This is a genomic window from Streptomyces sp. NPDC057654 (assembly GCF_042800135.1).
GTDB lineage: Bacteria > Actinomycetota > Actinomycetes > Streptomycetales > Streptomycetaceae > Streptomyces.
In genome coordinates this window covers 1-19,714 of the sequence record NZ_JBHVHQ010000003.1, presented here as the reverse complement: position 1 = coordinate 19,714, position 19,714 = coordinate 1, and the positions used below count along the sequence as shown (strand labels likewise).

29 protein-coding genes are annotated in these 19,714 nt (G+C 59.3%); 14 read left to right on the top strand and 15 right to left on the bottom strand.

The features are described 5' to 3' along the window. Positions 1-274: 274 nt before the first annotated feature. From ACFU99_RS00730 to ACFU99_RS00715, 4 genes are all read right to left on the bottom strand, one after another. Complete coding sequence (locus ACFU99_RS00730) at positions 275-523, bottom strand: hypothetical protein (protein WP_384383749.1); 249 nt, start codon at positions 521-523, stop codon at positions 275-277. A gap of 164 nt (positions 524-687) precedes the next feature. Then, complete coding sequence (locus ACFU99_RS00725; RefSeq protein WP_384383746.1) at positions 688-981, bottom strand: hypothetical protein; 294 nt, start codon at positions 979-981, stop codon at positions 688-690. 299 nt (positions 982-1,280) lie between these two features. Continuing rightward, the gene (locus tag ACFU99_RS00720; protein ID WP_384383743.1) at positions 1,281-1,607 is read right to left on the bottom strand and encodes a hypothetical protein; all 327 of its coding nucleotides are present in this window, start codon (positions 1,605-1,607) and stop codon (positions 1,281-1,283) included. A 17-nt stretch (positions 1,608-1,624) separates the two neighbouring features. Beyond that, positions 1,625-2,320: a hypothetical protein gene (locus ACFU99_RS00715; RefSeq protein ID WP_384383741.1), complete on the bottom strand. Its 696-nt coding sequence runs from the start codon at positions 2,318-2,320 to the stop codon at positions 1,625-1,627. A 174-nt stretch (positions 2,321-2,494) separates the two neighbouring features. Here ACFU99_RS00715 and ACFU99_RS00710 point away from each other — a divergent pair, with 174 nt between their 5' ends. Continuing rightward, positions 2,495-3,244, top strand: a complete 750-nt coding sequence (locus ACFU99_RS00710) for a hypothetical protein (RefSeq protein WP_384383738.1) — start codon at positions 2,495-2,497, stop codon at positions 3,242-3,244. An 88-nt stretch (positions 3,245-3,332) separates the two neighbouring features. Here ACFU99_RS00710 and ACFU99_RS00705 read toward each other — a convergent pair whose 3' ends face one another. From ACFU99_RS00705 to ACFU99_RS00655, 11 genes are all read right to left on the bottom strand, one after another. Then, positions 3,333-3,725 carry a hypothetical protein gene (locus ACFU99_RS00705; RefSeq protein ID WP_384383735.1) on the bottom strand — a complete coding sequence of 131 codons (393 nt, stop codon included), beginning with the start codon at positions 3,723-3,725 and terminating at the stop codon, positions 3,333-3,335. Then, complete coding sequence (locus ACFU99_RS00700; protein WP_384383732.1) at positions 3,715-4,065, bottom strand: hypothetical protein; 351 nt, start codon at positions 4,063-4,065, stop codon at positions 3,715-3,717. Before ACFU99_RS00700 ends, ACFU99_RS00705 begins: the two co-directional genes overlap by 11 nt. Next, a complete protein-coding gene (locus tag ACFU99_RS00695) occupies positions 4,062-4,217 on the bottom strand; it encodes a hypothetical protein (RefSeq protein ID WP_384383729.1) in 156 nt (51 codons plus the stop codon). The genes ACFU99_RS00700 and ACFU99_RS00695 overlap by 4 nt, the downstream gene beginning before the upstream one ends. A 154-nt stretch (positions 4,218-4,371) precedes the next feature. Then, positions 4,372-4,962: a phage gp6-like head-tail connector protein gene (locus tag ACFU99_RS00690; protein WP_384383726.1), complete on the bottom strand. Its 591-nt coding sequence runs from the start codon at positions 4,960-4,962 to the stop codon at positions 4,372-4,374. Then, positions 4,959-6,074 carry a hypothetical protein gene (locus ACFU99_RS00685; RefSeq protein ID WP_384383724.1) on the bottom strand — a complete coding sequence of 372 codons (1,116 nt, stop codon included), beginning with the start codon at positions 6,072-6,074 and terminating at the stop codon, positions 4,959-4,961. Before ACFU99_RS00685 ends, ACFU99_RS00690 begins: the two co-directional genes overlap by 4 nt. A gap of 20 nt (positions 6,075-6,094) precedes the next feature. Beyond that, positions 6,095-6,640 carry a hypothetical protein gene (locus ACFU99_RS00680; RefSeq protein WP_384383722.1) on the bottom strand — a complete coding sequence of 182 codons (546 nt, stop codon included), beginning with the start codon at positions 6,638-6,640 and terminating at the stop codon, positions 6,095-6,097. Between the two features lie 32 nt (positions 6,641-6,672). Further along, positions 6,673-8,130 carry a phage portal protein gene (locus tag ACFU99_RS00675; RefSeq protein ID WP_384383720.1) on the bottom strand — a complete coding sequence of 486 codons (1,458 nt, stop codon included), beginning with the start codon at positions 8,128-8,130 and terminating at the stop codon, positions 6,673-6,675. Between the two features lie 12 nt (positions 8,131-8,142). Next, positions 8,143-8,979: a hypothetical protein gene (locus tag ACFU99_RS00670; RefSeq protein ID WP_384383717.1), complete on the bottom strand. Its 837-nt coding sequence runs from the start codon at positions 8,977-8,979 to the stop codon at positions 8,143-8,145. Between the two features lie 160 nt (positions 8,980-9,139). Then, positions 9,140-9,754, bottom strand: coding sequence for a hypothetical protein (locus ACFU99_RS00665; RefSeq protein WP_384383715.1), 615 nt, complete (start codon positions 9,752-9,754; stop codon positions 9,140-9,142). A gap of 17 nt (positions 9,755-9,771) precedes the next feature. Next, complete coding sequence (locus ACFU99_RS00660; protein WP_384383713.1) at positions 9,772-10,176, bottom strand: hypothetical protein; 405 nt, start codon at positions 10,174-10,176, stop codon at positions 9,772-9,774. Between the two features lie 92 nt (positions 10,177-10,268). Continuing rightward, positions 10,269-10,607, bottom strand: coding sequence for an HNH endonuclease (locus tag ACFU99_RS00655; RefSeq protein WP_384383710.1), 339 nt, complete (start codon positions 10,605-10,607; stop codon positions 10,269-10,271). Between the two features lie 1,009 nt (positions 10,608-11,616). Between ACFU99_RS00655 and ACFU99_RS00650 the strand changes: the two genes are divergently transcribed. The 13 genes from ACFU99_RS00650 (at position 11,617) to ACFU99_RS00590 (ending at position 19,410) form a co-directional block, all read left to right on the top strand. Beyond that, positions 11,617-12,060: a hypothetical protein gene (locus ACFU99_RS00650; RefSeq protein WP_384383708.1), complete on the top strand. Its 444-nt coding sequence runs from the start codon at positions 11,617-11,619 to the stop codon at positions 12,058-12,060. Positions 12,061-12,167: 107 nt separating this feature from the next. Then, positions 12,168-12,476 (top strand): hypothetical protein, encoded by a 309-nt coding sequence (locus tag ACFU99_RS00645; RefSeq protein ID WP_384383805.1) that lies wholly within the window; start codon positions 12,168-12,170, stop codon positions 12,474-12,476. Further along, a complete protein-coding gene (locus ACFU99_RS00640) occupies positions 12,385-13,260 on the top strand; it encodes a PD-(D/E)XK nuclease family protein (protein ID WP_384383706.1) in 876 nt (291 codons plus the stop codon). Before ACFU99_RS00645 ends, ACFU99_RS00640 begins: the two co-directional genes overlap by 92 nt. Beyond that, positions 13,257-13,472, top strand: a complete 216-nt coding sequence (locus tag ACFU99_RS00635) for a hypothetical protein (protein WP_384383704.1) — start codon at positions 13,257-13,259, stop codon at positions 13,470-13,472. The genes ACFU99_RS00640 and ACFU99_RS00635 overlap by 4 nt, the downstream gene beginning before the upstream one ends. Positions 13,473-14,154: 682 nt before the next feature. Further along, positions 14,155-14,883 carry an AAA family ATPase gene (locus ACFU99_RS00630; protein ID WP_384383701.1) on the top strand — a complete coding sequence of 243 codons (729 nt, stop codon included), beginning with the start codon at positions 14,155-14,157 and terminating at the stop codon, positions 14,881-14,883. 260 nt (positions 14,884-15,143) lie between these two features. Then, a complete protein-coding gene (locus ACFU99_RS00625; RefSeq protein ID WP_384383699.1) occupies positions 15,144-15,644 on the top strand; it encodes a CHC2 zinc finger domain-containing protein in 501 nt (166 codons plus the stop codon). Positions 15,645-15,657: 13 nt separating this feature from the next. After that, complete coding sequence (locus tag ACFU99_RS00620; RefSeq protein ID WP_384383697.1) at positions 15,658-16,110, top strand: toprim domain-containing protein; 453 nt, start codon at positions 15,658-15,660, stop codon at positions 16,108-16,110. A gap of 312 nt (positions 16,111-16,422) precedes the next feature. Then, on the top strand, positions 16,423-17,151 hold the full coding sequence (locus ACFU99_RS00615; protein ID WP_384383694.1) for a hypothetical protein: 729 nt from the start codon (positions 16,423-16,425) through the stop codon (positions 17,149-17,151). A 17-nt stretch (positions 17,152-17,168) separates the two neighbouring features. Further along, a complete protein-coding gene (locus ACFU99_RS00610) occupies positions 17,169-17,744 on the top strand; it encodes a hypothetical protein (protein WP_384383691.1) in 576 nt (191 codons plus the stop codon). A gap of 7 nt (positions 17,745-17,751) precedes the next feature. Next, positions 17,752-17,991 (top strand): hypothetical protein, encoded by a 240-nt coding sequence (locus ACFU99_RS00605; RefSeq protein ID WP_384383688.1) that lies wholly within the window; start codon positions 17,752-17,754, stop codon positions 17,989-17,991. Next, positions 17,988-18,215 (top strand): hypothetical protein, encoded by a 228-nt coding sequence (locus tag ACFU99_RS00600; protein ID WP_384383685.1) that lies wholly within the window; start codon positions 17,988-17,990, stop codon positions 18,213-18,215. Before ACFU99_RS00605 ends, ACFU99_RS00600 begins: the two co-directional genes overlap by 4 nt. 14 nt (positions 18,216-18,229) lie before the next feature. After that, the gene (locus ACFU99_RS00595; RefSeq protein WP_384383802.1) at positions 18,230-18,793 is read left to right on the top strand and encodes a DNA cytosine methyltransferase; all 564 of its coding nucleotides are present in this window, start codon (positions 18,230-18,232) and stop codon (positions 18,791-18,793) included. A 368-nt stretch (positions 18,794-19,161) separates the two neighbouring features. Further along, positions 19,162-19,410: a hypothetical protein gene (locus ACFU99_RS00590; RefSeq protein ID WP_384383683.1), complete on the top strand. Its 249-nt coding sequence runs from the start codon at positions 19,162-19,164 to the stop codon at positions 19,408-19,410. Positions 19,411-19,714: the final 304 nt, after the last annotated feature.

Below are 19,714 nucleotides of genomic sequence, written 5' to 3'. Positions count from 1 at the left end.
GCTGCCCGCGTAGCCGCTCCAGAGAGCGCCGCCTCAGAGCGCCGTGCCGTTGCGTCAGTCTCTGTGACCATGCTCCGCAGTGCGGCAGTCACCCGAGGAACGAGACCCTTGTCGAAAGCCCGGCCGCCCTCATCTCCCGCAGCCGAGAGAGCGTTTACGGTCTGCCGCTTCATGGCAGCAGCGGCAGACTGATCAAGCTTGGGTTGAACAGGGACCTTTGCCCGCGCTACGGGTATGCCCTCATCCCTACCAGCCACGCGGGCCCCCTACCTATCTAAAGTGCGTTCATTTCCCCGAACCATTGGGCAAGCTCGGTACCGGAGGCCATGGCCGCCGGCTCAGGCTCAATCTCCGCAATGCCCGGACGCCACATAGGATCAGGCGGTTCAGGCGGAGCGTGACCACTGCTCTCATCCCAGTTAGCCCGGATGAAGAGAAAGTTCGACGCTTCCAGGGCATCAGAGATCCGAGCGAGAATGTGTGCCTCATGCGACCAGATCGCCGACGGATCGATAGCAGCCACCAAAGCCCCAGATCCTTGCCGAGTCAGAAGCGACGAGATGAGGACATGCAGTCTGCGGAGCGATAGCCGACCCTTCCAAAGGTCCAGTAGGTCAATGCCGAAGACCTCTAGTAGATCGGCTTCTAGCTCATCGCTGTAATCCCTCACCACAGTGAGGGTTCGGATCAGTTTCCCGAATCACCAAATCCCGCAGCGTCAGCAACCCGCGTGGCCAGATCCTCGAAGTCCTCAATGGTCGGATTCAGAGTCTTGAAAGTAGCCCACTGGTCCGGTCCGAGGATCGCCCGAATGATCTGCACTTCACCGCGGTCATCCTCAATCGCCTCAAGCAGGTCAAGCGGCAGCTTCTTCTTAGCCTGCACCATGAGAGTCAGGCCCTGAAACTCGATCTCAGTCGGGCTATCGGTGGCCTCGGCCTTCTTCGCGGTGGTGTTCTTCTTAGCGGCCTGAGTAGCCAAAGGGAGCTCCAATGAGAGAGAGAAAGGGGCGGGGCGATTAGAGCCAGCCCCGCAAGGCTTGAGTTAAATAAGTCAGGACGCACAGTCGAAGGCAGCACGGACGAAACAGTCCTTCGCCTCCAACAGCTTTCGGAGGCCAACCGTGAACTCCGGGCTATCCGGCAGTTCCTCTACGAGGTTTTCAGCCAGATTATGGAAGAGTCGGCTTACCGCCTGGATATCCTCGGGTAGATGCTCATAATCAAAGTGACGTGCGACGCAAGAAGTGCTTGGATGACGGTCCCTAGTATCCATACTGATCAGTCCTTCGAGGAGTCAGCCGTCATGGCCGCCGACGTGTGGAATCCGGTACCGGATAGAGTCGCCGTCCCGCCACCCTGAAACGAGGCAGGCGAAACGGCGACCTTAGGGGTCGGCTTAGCCGTCACCGTAAGAGTGGCGCTCGCATGGACCGTGCTGTCAGCCGTCTCCGTGACAGTCACCGTGTACGCGCCGGCAGGCACCGACTCAGCAACAGTTACCGTGCCAGAGAGCGAACCCTTGTCATCCGTCTTGTTGTTATCGATCGTGACCACGATGCCCTCAACCGCATTGAGATTGGCATCCAGAACAGCAACCTTCGGCATATCTCTTCCTCCCTAACTCAGACCGCGCTACCGGTCACGTCGGCTGTCTTATCGAAACCAGAGCCAGACAGAGGAGTGCCATTTCCTGCTTCCAGCGTGCTGGCAGAAAGCCGCACGGTGGCAACCGAGGCAACCGACGGGTCATCGGTAAGGAGATAGCCGAGACTGCCTGAGGAATCGAGCGCATCCATGGTGAGCTCGTAGCTCTGGTTCTTGGTGCGGGTCAGGGAAATGGAACCGCGGTCACTGACCATGGCCCGACCGATCACGGCCCTGTACTTTGCGGCGTCATCGCTCCAATCGACCACGAGCGAGATTTCTGCGAGGTCCGGGTTAGACGAGATATCGAGCCGATACTGTTCCCGGCCGCTGCCATTCTTCGGAGTGACCTTCACCCACTCCGACCCGTAGAAAAGTCGAGTCGTGACGTCATTCACCTGCATCAAAGTCGACTTGACCTGAAAAGACGCGGACTTGACGTATCGCAGCACTGGGACAGAGGACTGCCAGACCGAAAGCTCCTCCGTCTCGACCTTCGGAGTGATCTCCGTGCCATCCTCACTGGAATAGCCGAGAGGGATGAACCCGAGAGACTTGAGGTCAGCATCCACGTCCGCAGGCAGAGAACCAGAAGGGAGCGCGCCGAAGTGCGCCCACACCTGACCATTGGGAGCGAACCTGATTTGCTTAGCATCATTACCGACAGCGGGCATAGATCTCCTAAGTGTGAGGGCAACAAAAAGGCGGCCACCGCATCGATGACCGCGTGAAAGGAAGAGGTGAGATGAGTAGATCCGGAAGCCGCCCTAAGGTGCTCCACCGCGTCGCCTGACGCAGCAGTGCCAGCCCCCTAGCGCGCACCGTGAAGGTTCGGGCATGGTGGCTTCATGTCGGAAGCGGTGTACGGGGTGCTCGGCGCATTAGGGGGATCGCTTGTCGCTGCCGCGGCAGCATACTGGGGCCCGCTGCGCCTACAGCGACAGACAGCGGCACACGACAGAATGCGCTTGCGTGCTGAGCAGCAGGCGGCAGCTCAAGCGGAAGCTGCGGCAGCTCAAGCGGCAGCTGAGGAACGCGAGTACCGGGAACAGCAAGCACGCCTCGATGAACAGAGATTACGCAGGTCGCTGTGGGAGGAGCGTATGCGGATCGAGGAGGCCAAGGCCATCTCACGGCGAGAGACCGCCATCAAACGGATTGTCCTTGTACGGACTACGGCCCGTGAGTGGAGCCAGATACTTGATCGCATACTCCAGGACTTGGAGCACGGACAAGATGTCACGGTGGAGCATTTTGATCGCCACGTGTCTCCGCTGCGAAGTGCGACACAGGCTGCTCTAGATGGCGCGATGCAAGATGGTTTCGGTGTCGTGGCACAGTCAAGATCCAGTTCTACCCGCTATAGGAATATGTCCGATGAAATGAATCTCAGGAGAGGGGAGGCGGTGCGGGTTGAAGTGGGCGTGACGTCGGTGGCTCTTTCCCAGGCCACTATGCAGATCCGGGCGGCCCTCCTTGCACAAGAAAGGACCGCTGAACAGCTGAGTGAACTTCGTCTGTGCCTGGAGGAAGCGAATGACGCTCGTCATGCCATGACAGTGATGTTCATGGAATTAATCGAAGTCATCGTGTCCTGATTCTAACGACCTGGCATGAACGAAATAGTCGTCTACCAATAAGTTGCTTCGGAAGCCACACTCTTCCCGACCCGTCTGGCAGCCTCTCCTAGAGAGAAGCCTCTGTCAGATAGACCGCAATGCTGTGCACATGCCGGAACTCCCCTGACGTCATATCGGGAAGGAAAAACGGCATATGAACCTCGACGACATCGAGGACCAGGGCGCCGCCGGCCACCCGGCCCGGCAGGTCCTCCAGGAGGTGATCCCGCAGAGCAAAGGCCCGAGCGGCGGAACTCGCTACCGCTGAGTCGTAGCTGTTGATCGTGAACTCGGCCCGGTCCGCTCGATGCCGAACGACGCAATAGCCGCCCGTGGGATCAAGCACGATCGACGGCATGCCCTTCGTGCGGCCGATCATCGACACAGACACCATGACGTCAGCGAACTCGGCCAGACCAGTGATGTACGAGTGCAGGACCGCGGCCGGATCAATCCTCAAGGCGCTCCCTCGCTACGGCATTCCGAAGGAAGTGATGCGCCGGTGTCTTCTCCGTACCGACCTCCAGGTACATCGCATGCATCGCGAGATACGGCACGTCCGCATCAGGGATGATCAGGCCCACGGGCTTGCCGTCCAGCCAGACGAGGCCGGTGCGAACGTTGATCGCCGCAGCCGTCGCATTGCCCTTGGGGCGCTTGCGGTTGACTTTGCTCAGCATAGACCGATACCGCCGAGCGATTCGGAGCGTGGCCGCCTCGACCTCGGCCGCCACCTCGGGACTGCCTTCGAGCCGGAAAACAGCTTTCTGATCCCACTCGATCTCATAGGACTTGCTCACGTGTTCACCCCCCAGAGCCGTACGACGACATGTCGCAGGTGTCCGTGATCCCAGCGGGCGGGTTCGCTGAGGACGTCGTACCAGTCGCCGTTATAGAGGACGCGGTCAGAGGCGTCCGGCTCCGCGGATGCAGGCAGATACGCGTTCAACATCGTTGATGTTGTCTCGTTGCTGGGGTCGCGATCCTCATAGGCCCGGTACGGCTGGACGCTTGCCGGCCCCGACCACACCCGCCGAGCTGCATCCCAGTCACGCCGACGCGTGTACCCATCTGAGACAACCGGCGCCCTCCAGATCTCAAGATGATCACCGAAGAACAGGTGGCCTCCATACGTCGCGGGAGACAACCGTTCGCCGGTAACGCCGAAGCGCCGCTAGAGCAGCTGGAGACAGGCCCTGAGTCGGAGCAGTCGCGCCGTAGCTGATCTCCATCTCACCTACCCGCTCTGACATGACGCCCGGCTGTACGGCAAGCCAGCGGATCACCTCAGCGCACACCGTGCCGATAACGATCTCAGGCACAGCCGGATAGCCGTACGTTGCCGTGATGGTGATGTGCCGTTCGTGCTCCTGGCCCTCGATGTGGACCCAGCCGTCAGCACGCCACAGCGAACCCCTGCTGTAGAACCACCGATCGACAGGCGACCCATCGGCCCAACTCGCCGTATGCACAGCAGAGATGGGCCGAAGGCGATGAGGCAACACGAGCTCCGCCCCGCCAACCGGCTCCAGGCGCACGGCCTCGTCCTGGTGGAGGGCGAAGTCCAGTCCGCAGTGATCGCGCACCAAAGCTGACACGTCAGCCAAGAACGCCTCAATACGGAGCTGCTCATCATCTGCAACGGATCGCCCCAGACGCGCGGCCACATCGGCCACTGTCGCCAGGGCCGTCATCATGCGGCCTTGCGCGCCGCGGAAGGCTTCTCGACCTTCTCAGTAATCGAGATCTTGAGGCCGCGAACGAATTGCTCACCAATCAGCGCTCCCCGAATCGTATAGTCGGGGTCCTCCTTGACCGTCGACAGGCCATACATAGTGTCCAGACCGACGGTGTCGCTCTTCTTGCCGTAGTCGTAGTCAATCAGCATGCGCGTGGCAATGCCGTTAACGTTCTGCATGCTGCCGTTGACTGCACCCATCGGAATGGCCGGGCATGCGGAAGCCAGCAGCAAAGCCGACTTGTGGAACAGGTAGATGTCAGAATCAAAGGAGTTGTGAACAACAATGTCAAAGGTGTAGATACGGCCAATGACCGCGCGCCGCAGCGCATTCGTGTCGCCGGAATAGTCGACCGCTACGAATTCAGGGTCCTTGAGTAGAATCGCCTCGACCTCGGGGCCCGCAATCATGTAACGCTCAGAGACAGGTACATTGGCCACTGACATTCGCGTGCGAGCATCAACCAGTGCAGCCCGGAGAGCCACAGCACGTTCGTGCATGTTTGCGCCGGTACCGTCTGCGGCAGGCAGTTCAACCTTTACATCGTCACCGATGACCTTCTTAGCCTCGGCAGTGAGGCCGGCACGGGTAACGCTGCGCTTGATGAAACTCGCGGTAGTGTCATCGAAGTATTCGGCAAAACCCCGAGTGAGCGGCGCAAGTACCTTGCTGCCGAAACGCTTCAGGTCGAAGGCTGCCTGCTCCATGCTCAGGGCGGTAGCGTTCTGGGCAAGGGTGTCCAGCCGTACAGGAAACCGGGACTCCCGAATAAACCCATTCGGAGGGCGCCGGTCAGCCGTGGGAAGCGGGCGATCCGAAGCAGCCGCGAACTTGTCGGAGTCGCCAACAATCGGGTTTGCGATGGGAGCCGATATGCCCGTCTCCTGTACGGGGATAGCCCGCGAATCGCGGTTTACGTTGATGGTGTCGCCGAGTCCGCCAGTGAACGCAAGCTCAGAATAGCGGGCAGGAATCCCACCCAAGGTTAGCTGTCGATCCAAAAGTCCCAGAGCAGCAATGGTTACCTGCTTCGGGTCAAGATTAAAATGGTGCGTGGTGCGAGGTGCCATATAGGAGAAAAGCTCCCTAGCTAGATGAACGATCCGCCTGTAATAAGGTCAGCGAGCTCGGTTGGGTCCATGCTGGAAATAACGTTTCTGCTGGAGTTGTAATGGCCCGTGCCGCGGAGCTGCGGAAACTCGGGCTCCGCTGCCGGCTCGGGGGAAAGGGAAGAGATGTACTTTGCGACTCGATCGCGATCGGGCCGGCCGTCCTCTCCGAGGAACCGAGAAAGGTCCAGATAATCAGTCACCGCGGTGACGCCCTGAGAGGCAGCCTCAGCGCGAATCTCCGCCTCAACCAGGGTCGTACCGACCTCGGAATAGGCGGCCTGGCGGGCCTGCTCCTTGGCCTCCTCGATGGCCTTTTCCTGCTCCGTCATCTGCGCCTGGCGGGCCTGGTCAAGTTCCTTGCTGGCCGCCTTCCAACGCTTCTCGTTCTCGCGCGACAGCGACCGCCACTTATCGACCTCGGCCGACAGGTCGACATCGACGGCAGGCATCTCAGGGGATTCGCCCTGAGGGTTGGAACCTTCGGGCATGACGGTGGGGTCAGTATTTTCCATGTGATCATCCATTTCGGAAGGGCCCGGCATTGCGCCGGGCGTAGTCACCGCTGCTCGTTGAGCTTGCGGTTGATGTTGCCCGAATTCCCTTGAGGAATCTTTGAGGCCATCTCAGCGGCCTTCTTCTCGTTCGGCGTCGAGGCAACCCCCGTGATGCTCTTAGGCTGCGGCTCAAGCCTGGCGATCTCGGCGGCAGCTCGCGCATCGGCTTTCCGCATTTCGCGGAACGTCGCGATCTGCGCAGGGGAATAGCCAGCATCGCTCCATAGCTGTTCCTCGGGCACATTGAGCTGTTTGAGTTTCAGCAGAGCGTCAACGTGCTGAGCCTCAGTGCGGTACTCCGGATCACGCCATGTCGTCTCCATGGAGAACGCCCTAGCGCGCTTATCCCGCTTGACCGCAAAACAGAGCCTGATGACCTGCTCCCAGGATTCGCCGAAATACAGCATCAGTTGCCTCACTTTCGCCACTAGCCCGGCCTCAAAAGACAAGATGGATTCGCCGGACGGTGCCGACGCCGCGTTAACCAAAAAATAGGTTGGCGGAACTCTGGATATCGACGCCATGTGCTGGACCAGCATGGACACCAAAGTCACGTAGTTGCCGAGATCGGCAACCGTGAATGAGCCGAAGCGTGCGGCAGGGTCTTCGGCCTGCAAAAGCTTGTCGACCGCTACACGGAACGGCTCGATAGGACGCCCGTCTTCGTCTTCCTGAATCTCCAGGCCCGTGACATAGCGCTGAGGGAACGCCGCAAACTCACTTGCCGTCAGCGCATCAGAGACGACCTTATTAATCGCATCCTGGATGGGGACGATGTTGGCAAGGTCTGAGTGTGGGGAGCCGACTAGCCGAGTACGGTTGGTGAAGGGCACGACTGGTACCACGCCGAGCGGATTCGGGCGCTGAACACCCTGCTCCCACCCTGCTGTTCCTAGCGTGGCCTCGTAGACGTAGGTCGAGGTCCACAGCGTCACCCAGTGCCGGCCCCAGTCATCATGGTAGAAGCGTGCCGCGGCCTCCAGCTCGGCGAGAGAACCCGGTTTGTACTGGATGGCCATGTGCTCAGCAGACACCGGCGTGATCGCAGGCTGGCCGTGCTTATCGGCCCAGACGAGGATGAACGATTGGCCTTGGACCAGCGCATCTAGATGCACGCTGTTGGAGAAGGCATCCATGGAATTGCGTTGCCAGATGAAGCGCGCATCTCTATCAGTGCCAGTGGCATCCGGCATACGGAAACCGTCGACACCAAGCCGCTCGGTCGAGGAGTCAACGATCAGTCCGCAGAAGTTGTCACGCCACTGTGCGAAGACCTCCCTGAACTCCTCGCGGTACCGCAGTTGAGCGAATGCCAGTTGCTGTTGCTCGCCCTCGTAGTACTCTCCATACCCCTGAATGAGCGGCAATCGCTTGGTGAGCTTGCCGTATAGGTAGGCAAGCCAATCGAGGGGCGTTTCAGGCGGGCCTACGGCGGTATAGCCGCTAGGGGGAACAATCATATGCATCCTCACTCAGAAGCCCGCTACACGTGACCTCCGTCGGTTAAGTCGGCCATCGGCAATTGCGTCGGCACGAGCCTCGAACGCGAGGATGCCGCATACTGCCAAGTCAATCTTTCTCTTTGACTTCGGAGAGTCCTTGCGGATGATGATCCCTTGAGGAACCTCACGGGCAACGGCGTTGAGCACATGCCGAGTTAGACGGTCGCCGGAATGGGAGAGGTCGCCACTGGTCACCGCGGTACGGAAACGCTCCGTGGCATTCATCATGCGAACGACCTTCGACGTCCAGAACTCGAAGACGTGATCGTCACCGTAGGCGAGAGACCACCGACCGATAGCCTCTTGCCAGTACGGCGGATCGGCATACATCCACTCAACGGTGTACGTCTGGAAGGCCCGTTGAACCGCGGCCTCGACCGCGAGAACGTCAACTTCCCAGTCAGGCCCCGCCTTATCCGGCCTCTCCCACACGCCGAGAGTAAATAGCCTGCCATCCCGAAGCCTGCAACCAACGAGCCCGGTAGCATCGCCCCAGAGGCTTCCATCAAACCCGATCGATATCTGATCGCCCGGCATGATCGGGTCATCGTCTCGATAGCAGGCGTCCCACTCGGCCCGGACCATCCACGTATCGGCCGACTCAGCGATGTTGTTTAGGTAGAACCTGTAATCATGCGCGGCATTGGTGCCGTACACGATGACGTTGACAAGCTGGGAAATCGGCGCCCACCACGAATCGCCGTACGCCTCGATAAGGCCGGCACGCACAGCATCCGGATTTTTGAGGTCGATGTTCGGCGGAGCTTCCCGGCAGTCATAGAGGATCAGAGGATTGCCGTCGAGCACCTTTTGGTGCGTGATTTGGGCAACGCTCTCTTCGTTAGGATCATAAGCATTTGTCGTTTGCGCGACGCGAGATCCCTGACTCAAAGTCTTGTTAGTGTTGCGCTGAAGCGTTTCGAAGAAGGTGGGCCCGCTGTTGCTGTGGACCCAATGATGTGTTTCGTCAGCAACTATGAATGCGTGCGGCCCCGACAGGAATTAGGTCAGACTGTCGGGGCCGCGCAAAGGTGGGCCTCGCCCCCTCGTTTCCGCGTGTAGAGCTGGTGACCGGAGTAATTTTGCCGGGCCGGTTTCCCTTGAACTGGATTATCGTCTTGCTGATATCAAGATCGTATTCGCGCTCGGCCGGAGACTCGGCGAGCATCGCACGGACCATATCCATGGTCTGAGCCGTCTGATCCAGACTCGTCGCAGCCATCTGCACGAGCGGCAGACGAACGGGCTGGCCTACCGCAATCCGCCGCCCATCCTTGGCGGTTCTGATGACACCAGACCAGCGGCAAGGGCCGATGAACTCAATGATGCAAAGAGCCGCCAGCAACGGCGTCTTGCCGAACCCTTTAGCCCTGCGTAGCGTGGCTTCGGTATAGACCCAAGTGCCGTCCTCATTCAGCGCATAGAGCCACTTGATGAAGTGCTTTTGCTCTGCTGTGAACCGCCAAGGCTGGCCGGCACGCTCACCGTCCGGCTGGACAATGTACCGCTCAGCCCACGCCAGGATGTGATGGCCAAGGGTGAGAGCGGGCTCATAAACCGGAAGGTTCCCGGTCTGCGGCACAGCTCATCACCCCCTATCTATCCGAGCAGTTCGTCTAGGACGTCATCACCAGTCGACGCCTCGTCCCTCTCGGGAGTCTTCTTGACCTTCATACGGAGACGCTGACGGTCGAGAACCGTAGCCCCCAACAGCGATTCCTGTTGGCGCAGTTCGGCGTATGCCTTGAGGTCTGCGCCCTCCATCTCGTATATGCGCTGAACCAGGAGCACGAGCGTCTTAAGGCGCTGCACGTCAGTAGGTAGGAACTCCTCAGCCTGTGCGCTGTATCGCCAGGTCTCCCACCACTCCCGCACCTGCGGTAGGTAGCGCTCAGCATCCTCCAGCTCCGGGATGATGCTGGCCCCCTGACCAGACAGGGAGGCCGACGCGTGCTTGTTGCGTCGTACCGGGTTGTCCTTCGGCGGTACGCCTCTACCTGCCACAGTCGCCGCCCTCCTGGTCGTGCTCGTGGTCCTGGTCGTGCTCGACCTCGTACGGGTCGCACGCATCGTGATTGAGTTAAATAAGTCGGAGGTCAGCGGTGAGACTCCGCCTGAGACTTCGCCGTGTGGCACGGCCGGCACGCCGCTGCGAGGTTCAATGGGTCGTCCGTGCCGCCGCGGGCGACGGGAACGATGTGGTCCACCTCAGAGGCATTGGGACTCCCGCAGAGGTAGCAGACGTATCGATCACGGCGGAGTATGCGCAGCCGTAGAGCTGTCCAGCCCGCGGAGCGGTTCTGATTGCGTGCCGACGTGTTGGCCCATGGAGGCCGAGGGTCGACAACCTTTCGTGTGTGCTCCGCACAGGCGCCGTCAGTCTTAGCGACCTTGGGGCACCCTGACCTGACACACGTCTGACGAGCTCTAGGCATAGGGCGTTCCGGCGTTGGTGGATTGGGATTGTCCCCGGACGAGACCAGACCGCACAGACCTGCTAGACGTGATGAAGTCTCGTCCGGGGAAGAAAAGCCCCGCAGGGGCGCTCAACCATCGGGAGCGTCAGCCTTGCGGGGTGTCTAGATGTCTAAATACTTGAGAGTGTCTAGATAAGCTAACAGGTCTTTCAGGTCTAGCACTTAAGGATCTGTTAGCTCTCTCAGAGCTGTAAGGACTCTAAGAGAGGTTGAAAGGTAAGTGATGCTGAGCATGCTTGTCGTTGCTTAGCTCTCACATTTAGTAGCTGTGTCTCGGATCGCAATCTGCATGACTCAATGTGTGTGAGCTACGTCACATGCTTGGCCTGTTGACCTTGCTTGCACACTTGAGTAACTTCGTTGCAGTCAGGCCACCCCGAGCGCGAGGGAGGCCGCTCGCTACATGGCGAGAACTTGATGGCTTCGCAAAGCCCCTTGATGAAAATCAGGTGGCTTTGCAAAGCCATCAGCTCGACGCTAAAAGGGGGACCATGAGCAGCAAAGAGCGAGAGAAGTCAAAGTACCGAGCTAAGCGGCGCCAGTTACGCCAAGACTCTGCCGCTTTTTCACCGCGGCCACCAGATGAGTATCCTGCGCAGGACCGTATCCGGCACTCGATGAGTGAATGGATGCATGTTCCGTCGGATGTGACCCGACGGAACAACAGGGCTCACGCTGCGTGGCCCTGACGCATATACGTCTCCTCTCTCCGCAGCCAGGAGCTACCTGGCGACAATGGATGTCCATCGGTAACGATGCCGGCTCGTCTCGTCCCCACACGAGGCGTGTAGCCGGTCCCCACACTCATCTGACTGGAGAGAGCGGGAGTCCTGAAAGGGAAGCGACGAGCGCCACGAGCCCGACAGCACCGGTCAGCTAGCCGGAGGGTCAGCATCTCTCGTATCCCTATCACCTAATTTCTCTAGTGAGGGAGAGAACAGAGAATGCTTACCCCGAAGGAGCTCAAGTGTCCCGCCCCTCCAAACTGCCTACCGGCAGCGAACTGATTACGGGCCTAGCACTGGGAAAATGGAAGAATCATAAGGAGATCGCTGAGGAGTTTCAGGTCACCATATCGGCTGTCAGTCATAGGCTCGCCCCATTCATGGAACCGAAGCTCAGTTTTTCCGAGCTCATGCCATGGCGCGTCGCCAGGAAGCATCAGACATCGTCTATCGTCCGGAACCTGCGGTTGCATCTGCGAGCGAAGCTAAGGCCGCATACTCTTTCAGCAAAGGACGAGACTTCACATCAGCAGTGGATCGATTCGCTGCAAGATCGCTTGGCCTCATACGATCCGGTCGTTGGCTGGTCTTATGTTGAGCGGCTGCCAATGCATGAGAACTTCGTAGCCGTCATGCCGGACGATAATTCCCTTGCCCCGGAGATCATCGACCTGTACCGTATGTGACGGGTCATCAACTCCACTAGATCGAACGGATGAGGCGGGCGCTCACCCTGAGTGCCCGCCTTATTTGTGCCGCGATGCCTGTACGGGCCATAAACCAGGACTAGGTAATGCAGACGATCATGACGCTTGCCGACATCTACGAGGCAATGCTAGAGACACACCCAGTGGTCAGCCGACTCATCGGGGGGATGACGTCGATATCTGGCATGGTACTGCATTTCACGCACGCTGGAGGCGATCACATTATCCAATACCATTGCTCCATGACCGATGGTAGACAGCACAGAAAGCACTTTGAAGTGATTCCGGAGGGCTACGAATTTCTTGGAACCACCCCGATTAGAGGAAACGAGTACACGCCCGAAGGCGGGGGCGATCGATTTGCTGATATCTACTACCGACCCCAAACCACGTAGTCATAGCCAGCGACAGTCGTATAGCCTCTGCGGAGAGGCGTACAGGCTAGAACGTGTGGAAAAGTACACATCAGATCCGGCCGGATGGTTCGTCCAGGGAACGGCGGTACATGCCGCAGTGGAAAAATACGAGCTATCCGGCCGGACCCTTTCCACGGCCGATACACTCGCCCACTACCACGCCACATGGGATGCGGAGATGGCGGCCGGCCTCGCTGCTCAGCCTGATCTCACCAGGTGGCGCACCGGGGGATTCAAGAGCGCGGCGAGGGACATCGAGGACCGCCGCGCCCTCGGGGACCATCAGGTAAACGACTACATCGCCTACACGCAGGAATGCAACGAGCGCATATGGACCACGCCTGACGGTCGACTAGCCGTAGAGCTGCCTTTCGCCATTAGGCTGGGAAGCGTGCCGGTCCGCGGCGTCATTGACCAAATAGTCACCACGCCCTACGGCCTCTCACTCCGAGACATCAAGACCGGAGTGAAGCAGGAATCGTCGGCCCTGCAACTAGCCCTCTACAGGCGCGCCATATGGGAGACCTACAGGGTTGACATCATCTGGGGCGATTTCTTCTCATGCGCTCGTTTGGGCCGCTCGCCCAAGAGGGGTGCACCGACAGATCCCTTCGACCTCACGCGGATAGATCAGCAATGGATGGAACAGCAATATGTGGCTATGGATGCCGCTGAACGACACGGCGTGTACCTGGCCAACCCGGGGGACCATTGCCGTGTTTGCGGTGTCCAGCAGCATTGCAGAGCGAAGGGAAACCAATGACCGACGACCGCCCAGCCTGTTTCTCCATCACCTTCCAGGCGGCCCCCAACCTCACGTTCATATTCTCGGGGGATACGCCACTTACCGTGGGGCCCAACGTAGAAGCCTTTGTAAGCGCGGCACCGCGCTACGCCGATCTGTTCCAGCAAGCGCAAGCGTCCTGGAATTTGGGGGCGCTCGGCGCCACCGTTATCCATAGTCAGAGCAACTGAAGGGACACCATTGAGTTTTTTCGCCCCGTCTGCCCCGTCCGCCTACGCGAAGTTTGTCAATCCTGGGGACAGCATCGCCGGATACGTAGAGGAGGTATCTGACCCCTTCCCGGTAAATGAGTACAAGAAGGACACGCCGAAGGTCGACGGCAAGGGTCAGCCTGTCATGCAGGTTCGCATCATCCTGGCCACAGACCAGGGCAATGGTGCTGGGGATGATGGCCGGCGGTCTCTGTACGTGTCCGGTTGGCGCATGACCACTGCGATTGGGGATGCCATGCGACGGGCCGGGGAGCCTACCGAGTTTCCTCAGGTCGGCTCCTTTCTAAAGGTCACGTTTGCGCGTCTTGGTCAGCCCTCCGGCGGAAATATGCCACCCAAGATTTACGTGGCGGAGTACACCAAGCCGCAGACCGTGCAGCGCCTCCAGGAGGCAACCGCTCAGGAAGTAGCGCAAGCCCCTGCGCAGGAGGGAGGTGCATCGTGGGGGGCCGCAGCTGGGCAGGCCCCTCCCGCCTCTTGGTGAGAGACCTATTTTTTTGCCTTGTTATTCAAGTGTGCAAGTTATGAAAATGGGGGTCGGTTACGTCTCGCGGCGTGACCGACCCCCGGAGGGGGACCAATCCTCACCCTTACCCAAGCAGTCCAGGCACGGGGGGACGCAGGAGAGCCGATACCTACCGTGTTCAAAGCAATCTCAGAACTCGGTGTCACCATTCGTCAAGGCCAGCTCCACCTAATCGCGGCAGGGCCGGGAACCGGAAAGTCTGCTTTGGTGCTCAACCTGGCACTCAAGAGCGGGTCTCGGACTATGTATTTCTCCGCAGACTCAGACGCTTTTACTCAGTACGTGCGTGCGGCGGCTAACGTCACGGGGTGGACGACGGCTGATGTCGAAGCAGCAATCTATGCCGGGCAGACAGCAACCCTTGATGCGGCACTACAGAGCTACGGCCATATTCGGTGGAACTTTGATTCATCGCCGAACCTCGACGAGATGGAGCAATCCATCACGGCCTACGCCATGATCTACGGCTACCCTGCGATTGTCCTCGTCGACAACGTAACCAACGTCGATGCGCCGGAGATGGGGGAAGACCACGCCGGCCTAGACGCTCTCTGCGGCTACTTTCACGATCTCGCCCGCAAGACAGAGAGCGCGGTGATTCTCCTCCATCACGTGACCGGACCTTTCAATGATGGCACCGCACCAATCCCGCTCTCAGGCATCAAAGGTCAGATCGGTCGAGTTCCTGAAGTGATCCTCACACTTCACAGAGGGGGCACGGAGTTTGAGGGCTACTGCTTGCGTGTGAGCGCCGTAAAGAACCGTGGTGGGAAGGCGGATGCAAGCGGCTTCACATTCGCCGAACTCACCTGGCAACCGGAAAGGATGCAGATCAGTGACTAGCTATCAGCCTCGCAAGCTGTCCAAGCCCAACGGATCAGCTGTGAAGGCGCGAGGCCGTGAATGGGAAAAGGCTGTCGTCGGCGAATGGAAGGAAATCGGCTATGCAAGCGCTGAGCGAAACGGAGCCATCTATGGGGCAAACGACCGCGGGGACATAGGGGGAATCCCTTGCACCTGCCAGTGTAAGGCCGTGACCCGAGTGGAGATGTGGAAGCATCTAGACGAAGCCCTCAAGCAGGCCGGGCGCAACAATACAGACGATGAGACGTGTGTTGTCTACAAGAGGCACAAGGCGCCCACGCAGTCGGCCGCATGGGTGTTCCCCGGCTCCTTCGCAAGGCGACTTCTGCATGTCTACTACACCGCATGAGAAGCCAGCTATCGTCGGCGTACTCAGGCACTACTTTCCCGACTGGGAAACACCGAGACGCGACAGCGGGTCGTGGCAGCCCTGCAAATGCCCTTCGCACGATGACAGTCGCGCCAGCGCCTCGATCAACATTGAAGAAAACACAATCTATTGCCACGCATGTGATTACAGCCATGACAGTTGGGGTGTAATCATGGAAGAGGAGGGGTGCGATTTTCTCGCCGCCGTCGAGACAGCGAATCGCCGTTTTGGAGAAGGCCGCTACGGCCTACCATCAACAGCTGACACCAGACAGCCCCGCAGGCAAGCATTTGGCGAACCGCGGAATATCCCGGGACAGCGTGCAGTGTTTCCGGCTCGGGTACGTCGGAGACCCAATCTCGGGCCATGAGCGATACCGGGGAATGCTAGCCATCCCCTACATCAACGCCCAAGGGGTCATTGCCCTTCGCTACCGATGCGTCGAAGAGCACGAGTGCAAGGACCTCGGACATAGCAAGTACACCCGTGAGCCCGGCGACGACGCCAAGATCTACAACATACTTACCCTCACGATGGCCGTTCCTCGGATCGCCATTTGTGAGGGCGAGATAGACACCATCACCGCATGGCAGTGCGGAATCCCTTCCATTGGGGTAGCCGGCGCTACGAACTGGCCGCCAATATTCAACCGTCTCATTCGGGGATACCAGGTCGTCACGCTGGCAGATGGGGACCCTGCTGGCCTCATGTTGGCCGACACGATTACTGAAAAGAACGAGACTGCTGAGTTGGCTCAGATGCCCGAGAAGATGGACACGAACGAATACTTCATGACGTATGGCCCAGAAAAGCTCCGCCAGAAGGCAGGTTTCTGACATCGACACATTCACTTTCGGAGACTGGGTAACCGTCGGCGACGTAACTAGTAAGACAGGCAAGCCGCTCGCTGGAAAGGCGGGCATCGTGGCCGAATACTCCCACCAGGATGACCGGGGGTATGCATGGCGTGTGCGGATTGAAGGCGGCTCGCCGACCGTACTGTACGAATCGGAAATGAAGCTGATTACCTGGGGTCCGGCAGAGAACGAGTTGGAGGACCTCGAAAATGCGCTCCGTCATCTCATCCGGGCACTGGGGCGATTCGGAGTAACCCTTTGAGACGCATCGTTTTCATCTCGGATCTCCAAATGCCGCTGGAGCACAAGCGCGCCAACAAGGCCGTCATTCGATTCATCCACGACTACCAGCCGGACGAGGTAGTCAACATCGGCGACATCACCGACTACACGGCCCCGGCGCGCTGGTCGGCCGGCACACGCGCTGAGTACGGCATGACGGTCCACCAGGAGGCCGCATACACGCGCCGCCATCACCTCGACCCTCTCAGGCGTGGCTATGACGGGCCGGTCACACTGCTGGGCTCCAACCATGGAGAGAGGCCACATCGGTACCTCGTAGACCGTGCCCCTGCCCTGTACTCCTCGGATGCCTACCGAGAAGACAAGCTGCTGCGCCTGGACGACTTCGGCATCCGCTTCGAGCCCCTGGCATACGACTTCGCCCCCGAGTGGACAGCCACACATGGCCACACCCGCGGCATCGCTCTCTCTCGCTATGCGGGAGGAACTGCGATCGGGGCCGCCAGAAGGCTCGGCCGAAGCGTGGTCATGGGGCACACGCACCGAGCTGGGATCGTCAGTGAGACGACAGGGATCGGGGCGAGCCGTACGCGAACCGGCGTCGAGCTCGGCCACCTCATGGACATACGCAAAGCGAGCTACCTCGGCCCTGGCCGACTCGCGAACTGGCAACTTGCCTTCGGCCTGTTCTACGTCGACGGCAAGCACGTGACTCCCACCATCATCCCCGTACAGTCCACCGGCTCATTCATTGTGGAGGGCGAGAAGTACCAGTGAATATTGATCCTGCGGTCATGGAGACTGTAATCAAGGCGGCCCGTAGGCTTTCGCGGGAAAACGGATATGCCGAGTTTGATGACATCAAGCAGTACATGTTGCTTCGGTATTGCGAGAACCGCGCTCGATTCGCCTCTTACGAGCCCGGCGCTCTGTACGCAGTATTCCGAAAGATCGGCGTGGAGCACTGCAAAAATGAGCGACTGCACTACTCCTACAGCACTGCCGAATGGATCTACACGCCAAAGGAGGTGCGAAACGTTCTCCGGCATGCCTACTACCGCGAGGAGTGCCGAGAGGTCATGCCGAGCGGTAAGGATGACCTGATCAAGGTCGCCAACGATCCAAACAGCATTGCCCTAAGCATCTGGGACATAGACGAAGCCATTGGCAGTCTCAGTGAGGAACATCAGTCAGCGATTGAGCGTGCATACCTTCACGAGGAGACGCCGGCACACGGTTCCGCTGACCAGCGATGCCTAAACCGTGCGATTGACCGACTCACCGAGCGACTGAATACCAAAAGCGACATCAAGCAGAAGGAACAGCACGAGGCACGCAAGTACGCCCGCGCCGGTTCCTCCGACAGGTAGGACACCTATGCTCGAAATGTGGATCGTGAGATCCAAGGGAAAGACCGGAGCAAAAATCGCCATGGAAGCGATTCGGGTTGCGGTAAGGCACGATCTCCCCGTCACGCTAGTGAATGCGCACGATGATGACGGCGAGCCAACCACACGCGATACCACCACGCTGCTGCACGACGGTCATGCCGTCTATCAGGCAATCGGGCGGAACGACACCAGCGACCTGAATTTTTTCATCAAGGAGTACCAGTGAGTTCAACCACCTCCATTACTGTCCCGCTCAACTTCAGCCAGTTCGGAGAGCACTTTGAGTTGGATGCAGCCGCCCAGCTCATCTACATGGACTACCACATCAAGAGCGTGGACGAGACATGGCGGGAGGTAATTATTAATTTGACCCCGGCTGAGTCTCGGCAGATCCGTAAGGCGCTGAAGCAAATGGAACGCAAGACCCGTAAGTGGGCTCGTAAGGTCTAACGCCATACCGGCAGATTCAAACTGAGGAAAAGCGCATACCCATTCTCGAACTCTGCGCGGGCTATGGCGGCCTGGGCAGAGCAGTAGAAGCACTCACGGGCGAACGCGTGCGATACGTCGCAGAAATCGACCCGCACGCCTCGGCCATCCTGAGTGCCAGATATCCACACGCACCAAATCTCGGTGACATCCGAGAGGTCGACTGGTCCACCATCAATGGTGAGATCGACATCATCACGGCAGGTTTCCCGTGCCAGGAAATCTCTGACGCGGGAAAGAGGACAGGTATAAGTGGCGAGCGGTCACGCATCTGGACCGACGTGCTCGAAGCCATTCGCGTTCTACGACCCCAATACGTCTACCTGGAGAACGTGTCAGCTATCCGGCGCCGCGGACTCCCAACCGTTCTCGGGGGCCTGGCCGAAATCGGGTATGACGCAAGGTGGACATGCCTACGCGCGTCCGCAATTGGAGCCCCCCACGGTCGGGATCGCTGGTTCTGCGTCGCAACTCCTGCTGAAAACCCCGACAGCCAACCTAGGCGGCAACGGCGCACCGCAACATCCGGACAAGCGTAAAGCGGGGGGACACGGCCCGAATTTGGATGACGAGGTTTCATTCCTCCTGCCCGTCGACCCCGCTACAGCACGACCCAATGGGAGGTTTCATAGCCCGCCTGAATGGTGGTCCGGCTACTGGCCGGCCATCTACAGATGGGAAGTCATCACGGGCCGTCCTGCCCCCATGCCGATCGAGCTCGGCCCGCGTGGCGGTCGCCGCCTGGCGGCAGTGCTAGCGGAATGGATGATGGGCCTCCCCGCAGGATGGATCACCGCAGTACCCGGCCTCACCAGGGCTCATCAGCTTAAGGCCGCAGGCAATGGGGCTATGAGCCAGCAAGCCTTTACCGCATATCTGCACCTCATGACCCACAGGGAGACTAACCATGAAGACTGCCGATGACGCCATGCCCGACCCCGATGACTTCGCCAAGTTTCTGGACGGCATCACCTATAAGATCAGCGACGAAGCGCGCCAAGCGTCCTTCGACCGCGCCGTAGAGGAAGCCATTCGCGTCGTACGTGCCGCAGCACAGCTCCGCGTGGCCGGCATCGACGAAGGCTTTTCGGAAGACACTGCCGAAGCATTTGCCTATGACTTCTGGGCAATGGCGAGCGGGCTCGACTGCGAATGAGCCAAGGACTGCCCCGCTTCTGCATCGGATGCCACAACTACTACGAAGCAGAAGAAGGAAAGCCAATTACCAACTCAGGTGGCGAGACCTTCACTATCTGCCCGTCATGCTACGAGCGGCTAGACAACCTAGGAGTCACAGACGTCTGATCTTACTAAACAAAACGATTCCAGTCATAGCGGAACGTCTCCGATGAGTAAGGAGGAGTGGATACGCCGAGAGATGTCAAAGGCTCCCATCCGTGATGACGCTTGGCGCGCGAAGATGCTGAAGCTTTGGGGTCTAAAGCAGGTCTAACGTAAAG

Bases quoted from the DNA above. Each gene is read 5' to 3' on its own strand.
- ACFU99_RS00720 (WP_384383743.1), bottom strand. From the start codon at position 1,607: ATGCCGAAGGTTGCTGTTCTGGATGCCAATCTCAATGCGGTTGAGGGC.
- ACFU99_RS00715 (WP_384383741.1), bottom strand. From the start codon at position 2,320: ATGCCCGCTGTCGGTAATGATGCTAAGCAAATCAGGTTCGCTCCCAAT.
- ACFU99_RS00710 (WP_384383738.1), top strand. From the start codon at position 2,495: ATGTCGGAAGCGGTGTACGGGGTGCTCGGCGCATTAGGGGGATCGCTT.
- ACFU99_RS00695 (WP_384383729.1), bottom strand. From the start codon at position 4,217: ATGTTGAACGCGTATCTGCCTGCATCCGCGGAGCCGGACGCCTCTGAC.
- ACFU99_RS00690 (WP_384383726.1), bottom strand. From the start codon at position 4,962: ATGATGACGGCCCTGGCGACAGTGGCCGATGTGGCCGCGCGTCTGGGG.
- ACFU99_RS00685 (WP_384383724.1), bottom strand. From the start codon at position 6,074: ATGGCACCTCGCACCACGCACCATTTTAATCTTGACCCGAAGCAGGTA.
- ACFU99_RS00680 (WP_384383722.1), bottom strand. From the start codon at position 6,640: ATGGATGATCACATGGAAAATACTGACCCCACCGTCATGCCCGAAGGT.
- ACFU99_RS00675 (WP_384383720.1), bottom strand. From the start codon at position 8,130: ATGATTGTTCCCCCTAGCGGCTATACCGCCGTAGGCCCGCCTGAAACG.
- ACFU99_RS00655 (WP_384383710.1), bottom strand. From the start codon at position 10,607: ATGCCTAGAGCTCGTCAGACGTGTGTCAGGTCAGGGTGCCCCAAGGTC.
- ACFU99_RS00645 (WP_384383805.1), top strand. From the start codon at position 12,168: ATGCAGACGATCATGACGCTTGCCGACATCTACGAGGCAATGCTAGAG.
- ACFU99_RS00635 (WP_384383704.1), top strand. From the start codon at position 13,257: ATGACCGACGACCGCCCAGCCTGTTTCTCCATCACCTTCCAGGCGGCC.
- ACFU99_RS00625 (WP_384383699.1), top strand. From the start codon at position 15,144: ATGAGACGTGTGTTGTCTACAAGAGGCACAAGGCGCCCACGCAGTCGG.
- ACFU99_RS00620 (WP_384383697.1), top strand. From the start codon at position 15,658: ATGCTAGCCATCCCCTACATCAACGCCCAAGGGGTCATTGCCCTTCGC.
- ACFU99_RS00615 (WP_384383694.1), top strand. From the start codon at position 16,423: ATGCCGCTGGAGCACAAGCGCGCCAACAAGGCCGTCATTCGATTCATC.
- ACFU99_RS00610 (WP_384383691.1), top strand. From the start codon at position 17,169: ATGGAGACTGTAATCAAGGCGGCCCGTAGGCTTTCGCGGGAAAACGGA.
- ACFU99_RS00605 (WP_384383688.1), top strand. From the start codon at position 17,752: ATGCTCGAAATGTGGATCGTGAGATCCAAGGGAAAGACCGGAGCAAAA.
- ACFU99_RS00590 (WP_384383683.1), top strand. From the start codon at position 19,162: ATGAAGACTGCCGATGACGCCATGCCCGACCCCGATGACTTCGCCAAG.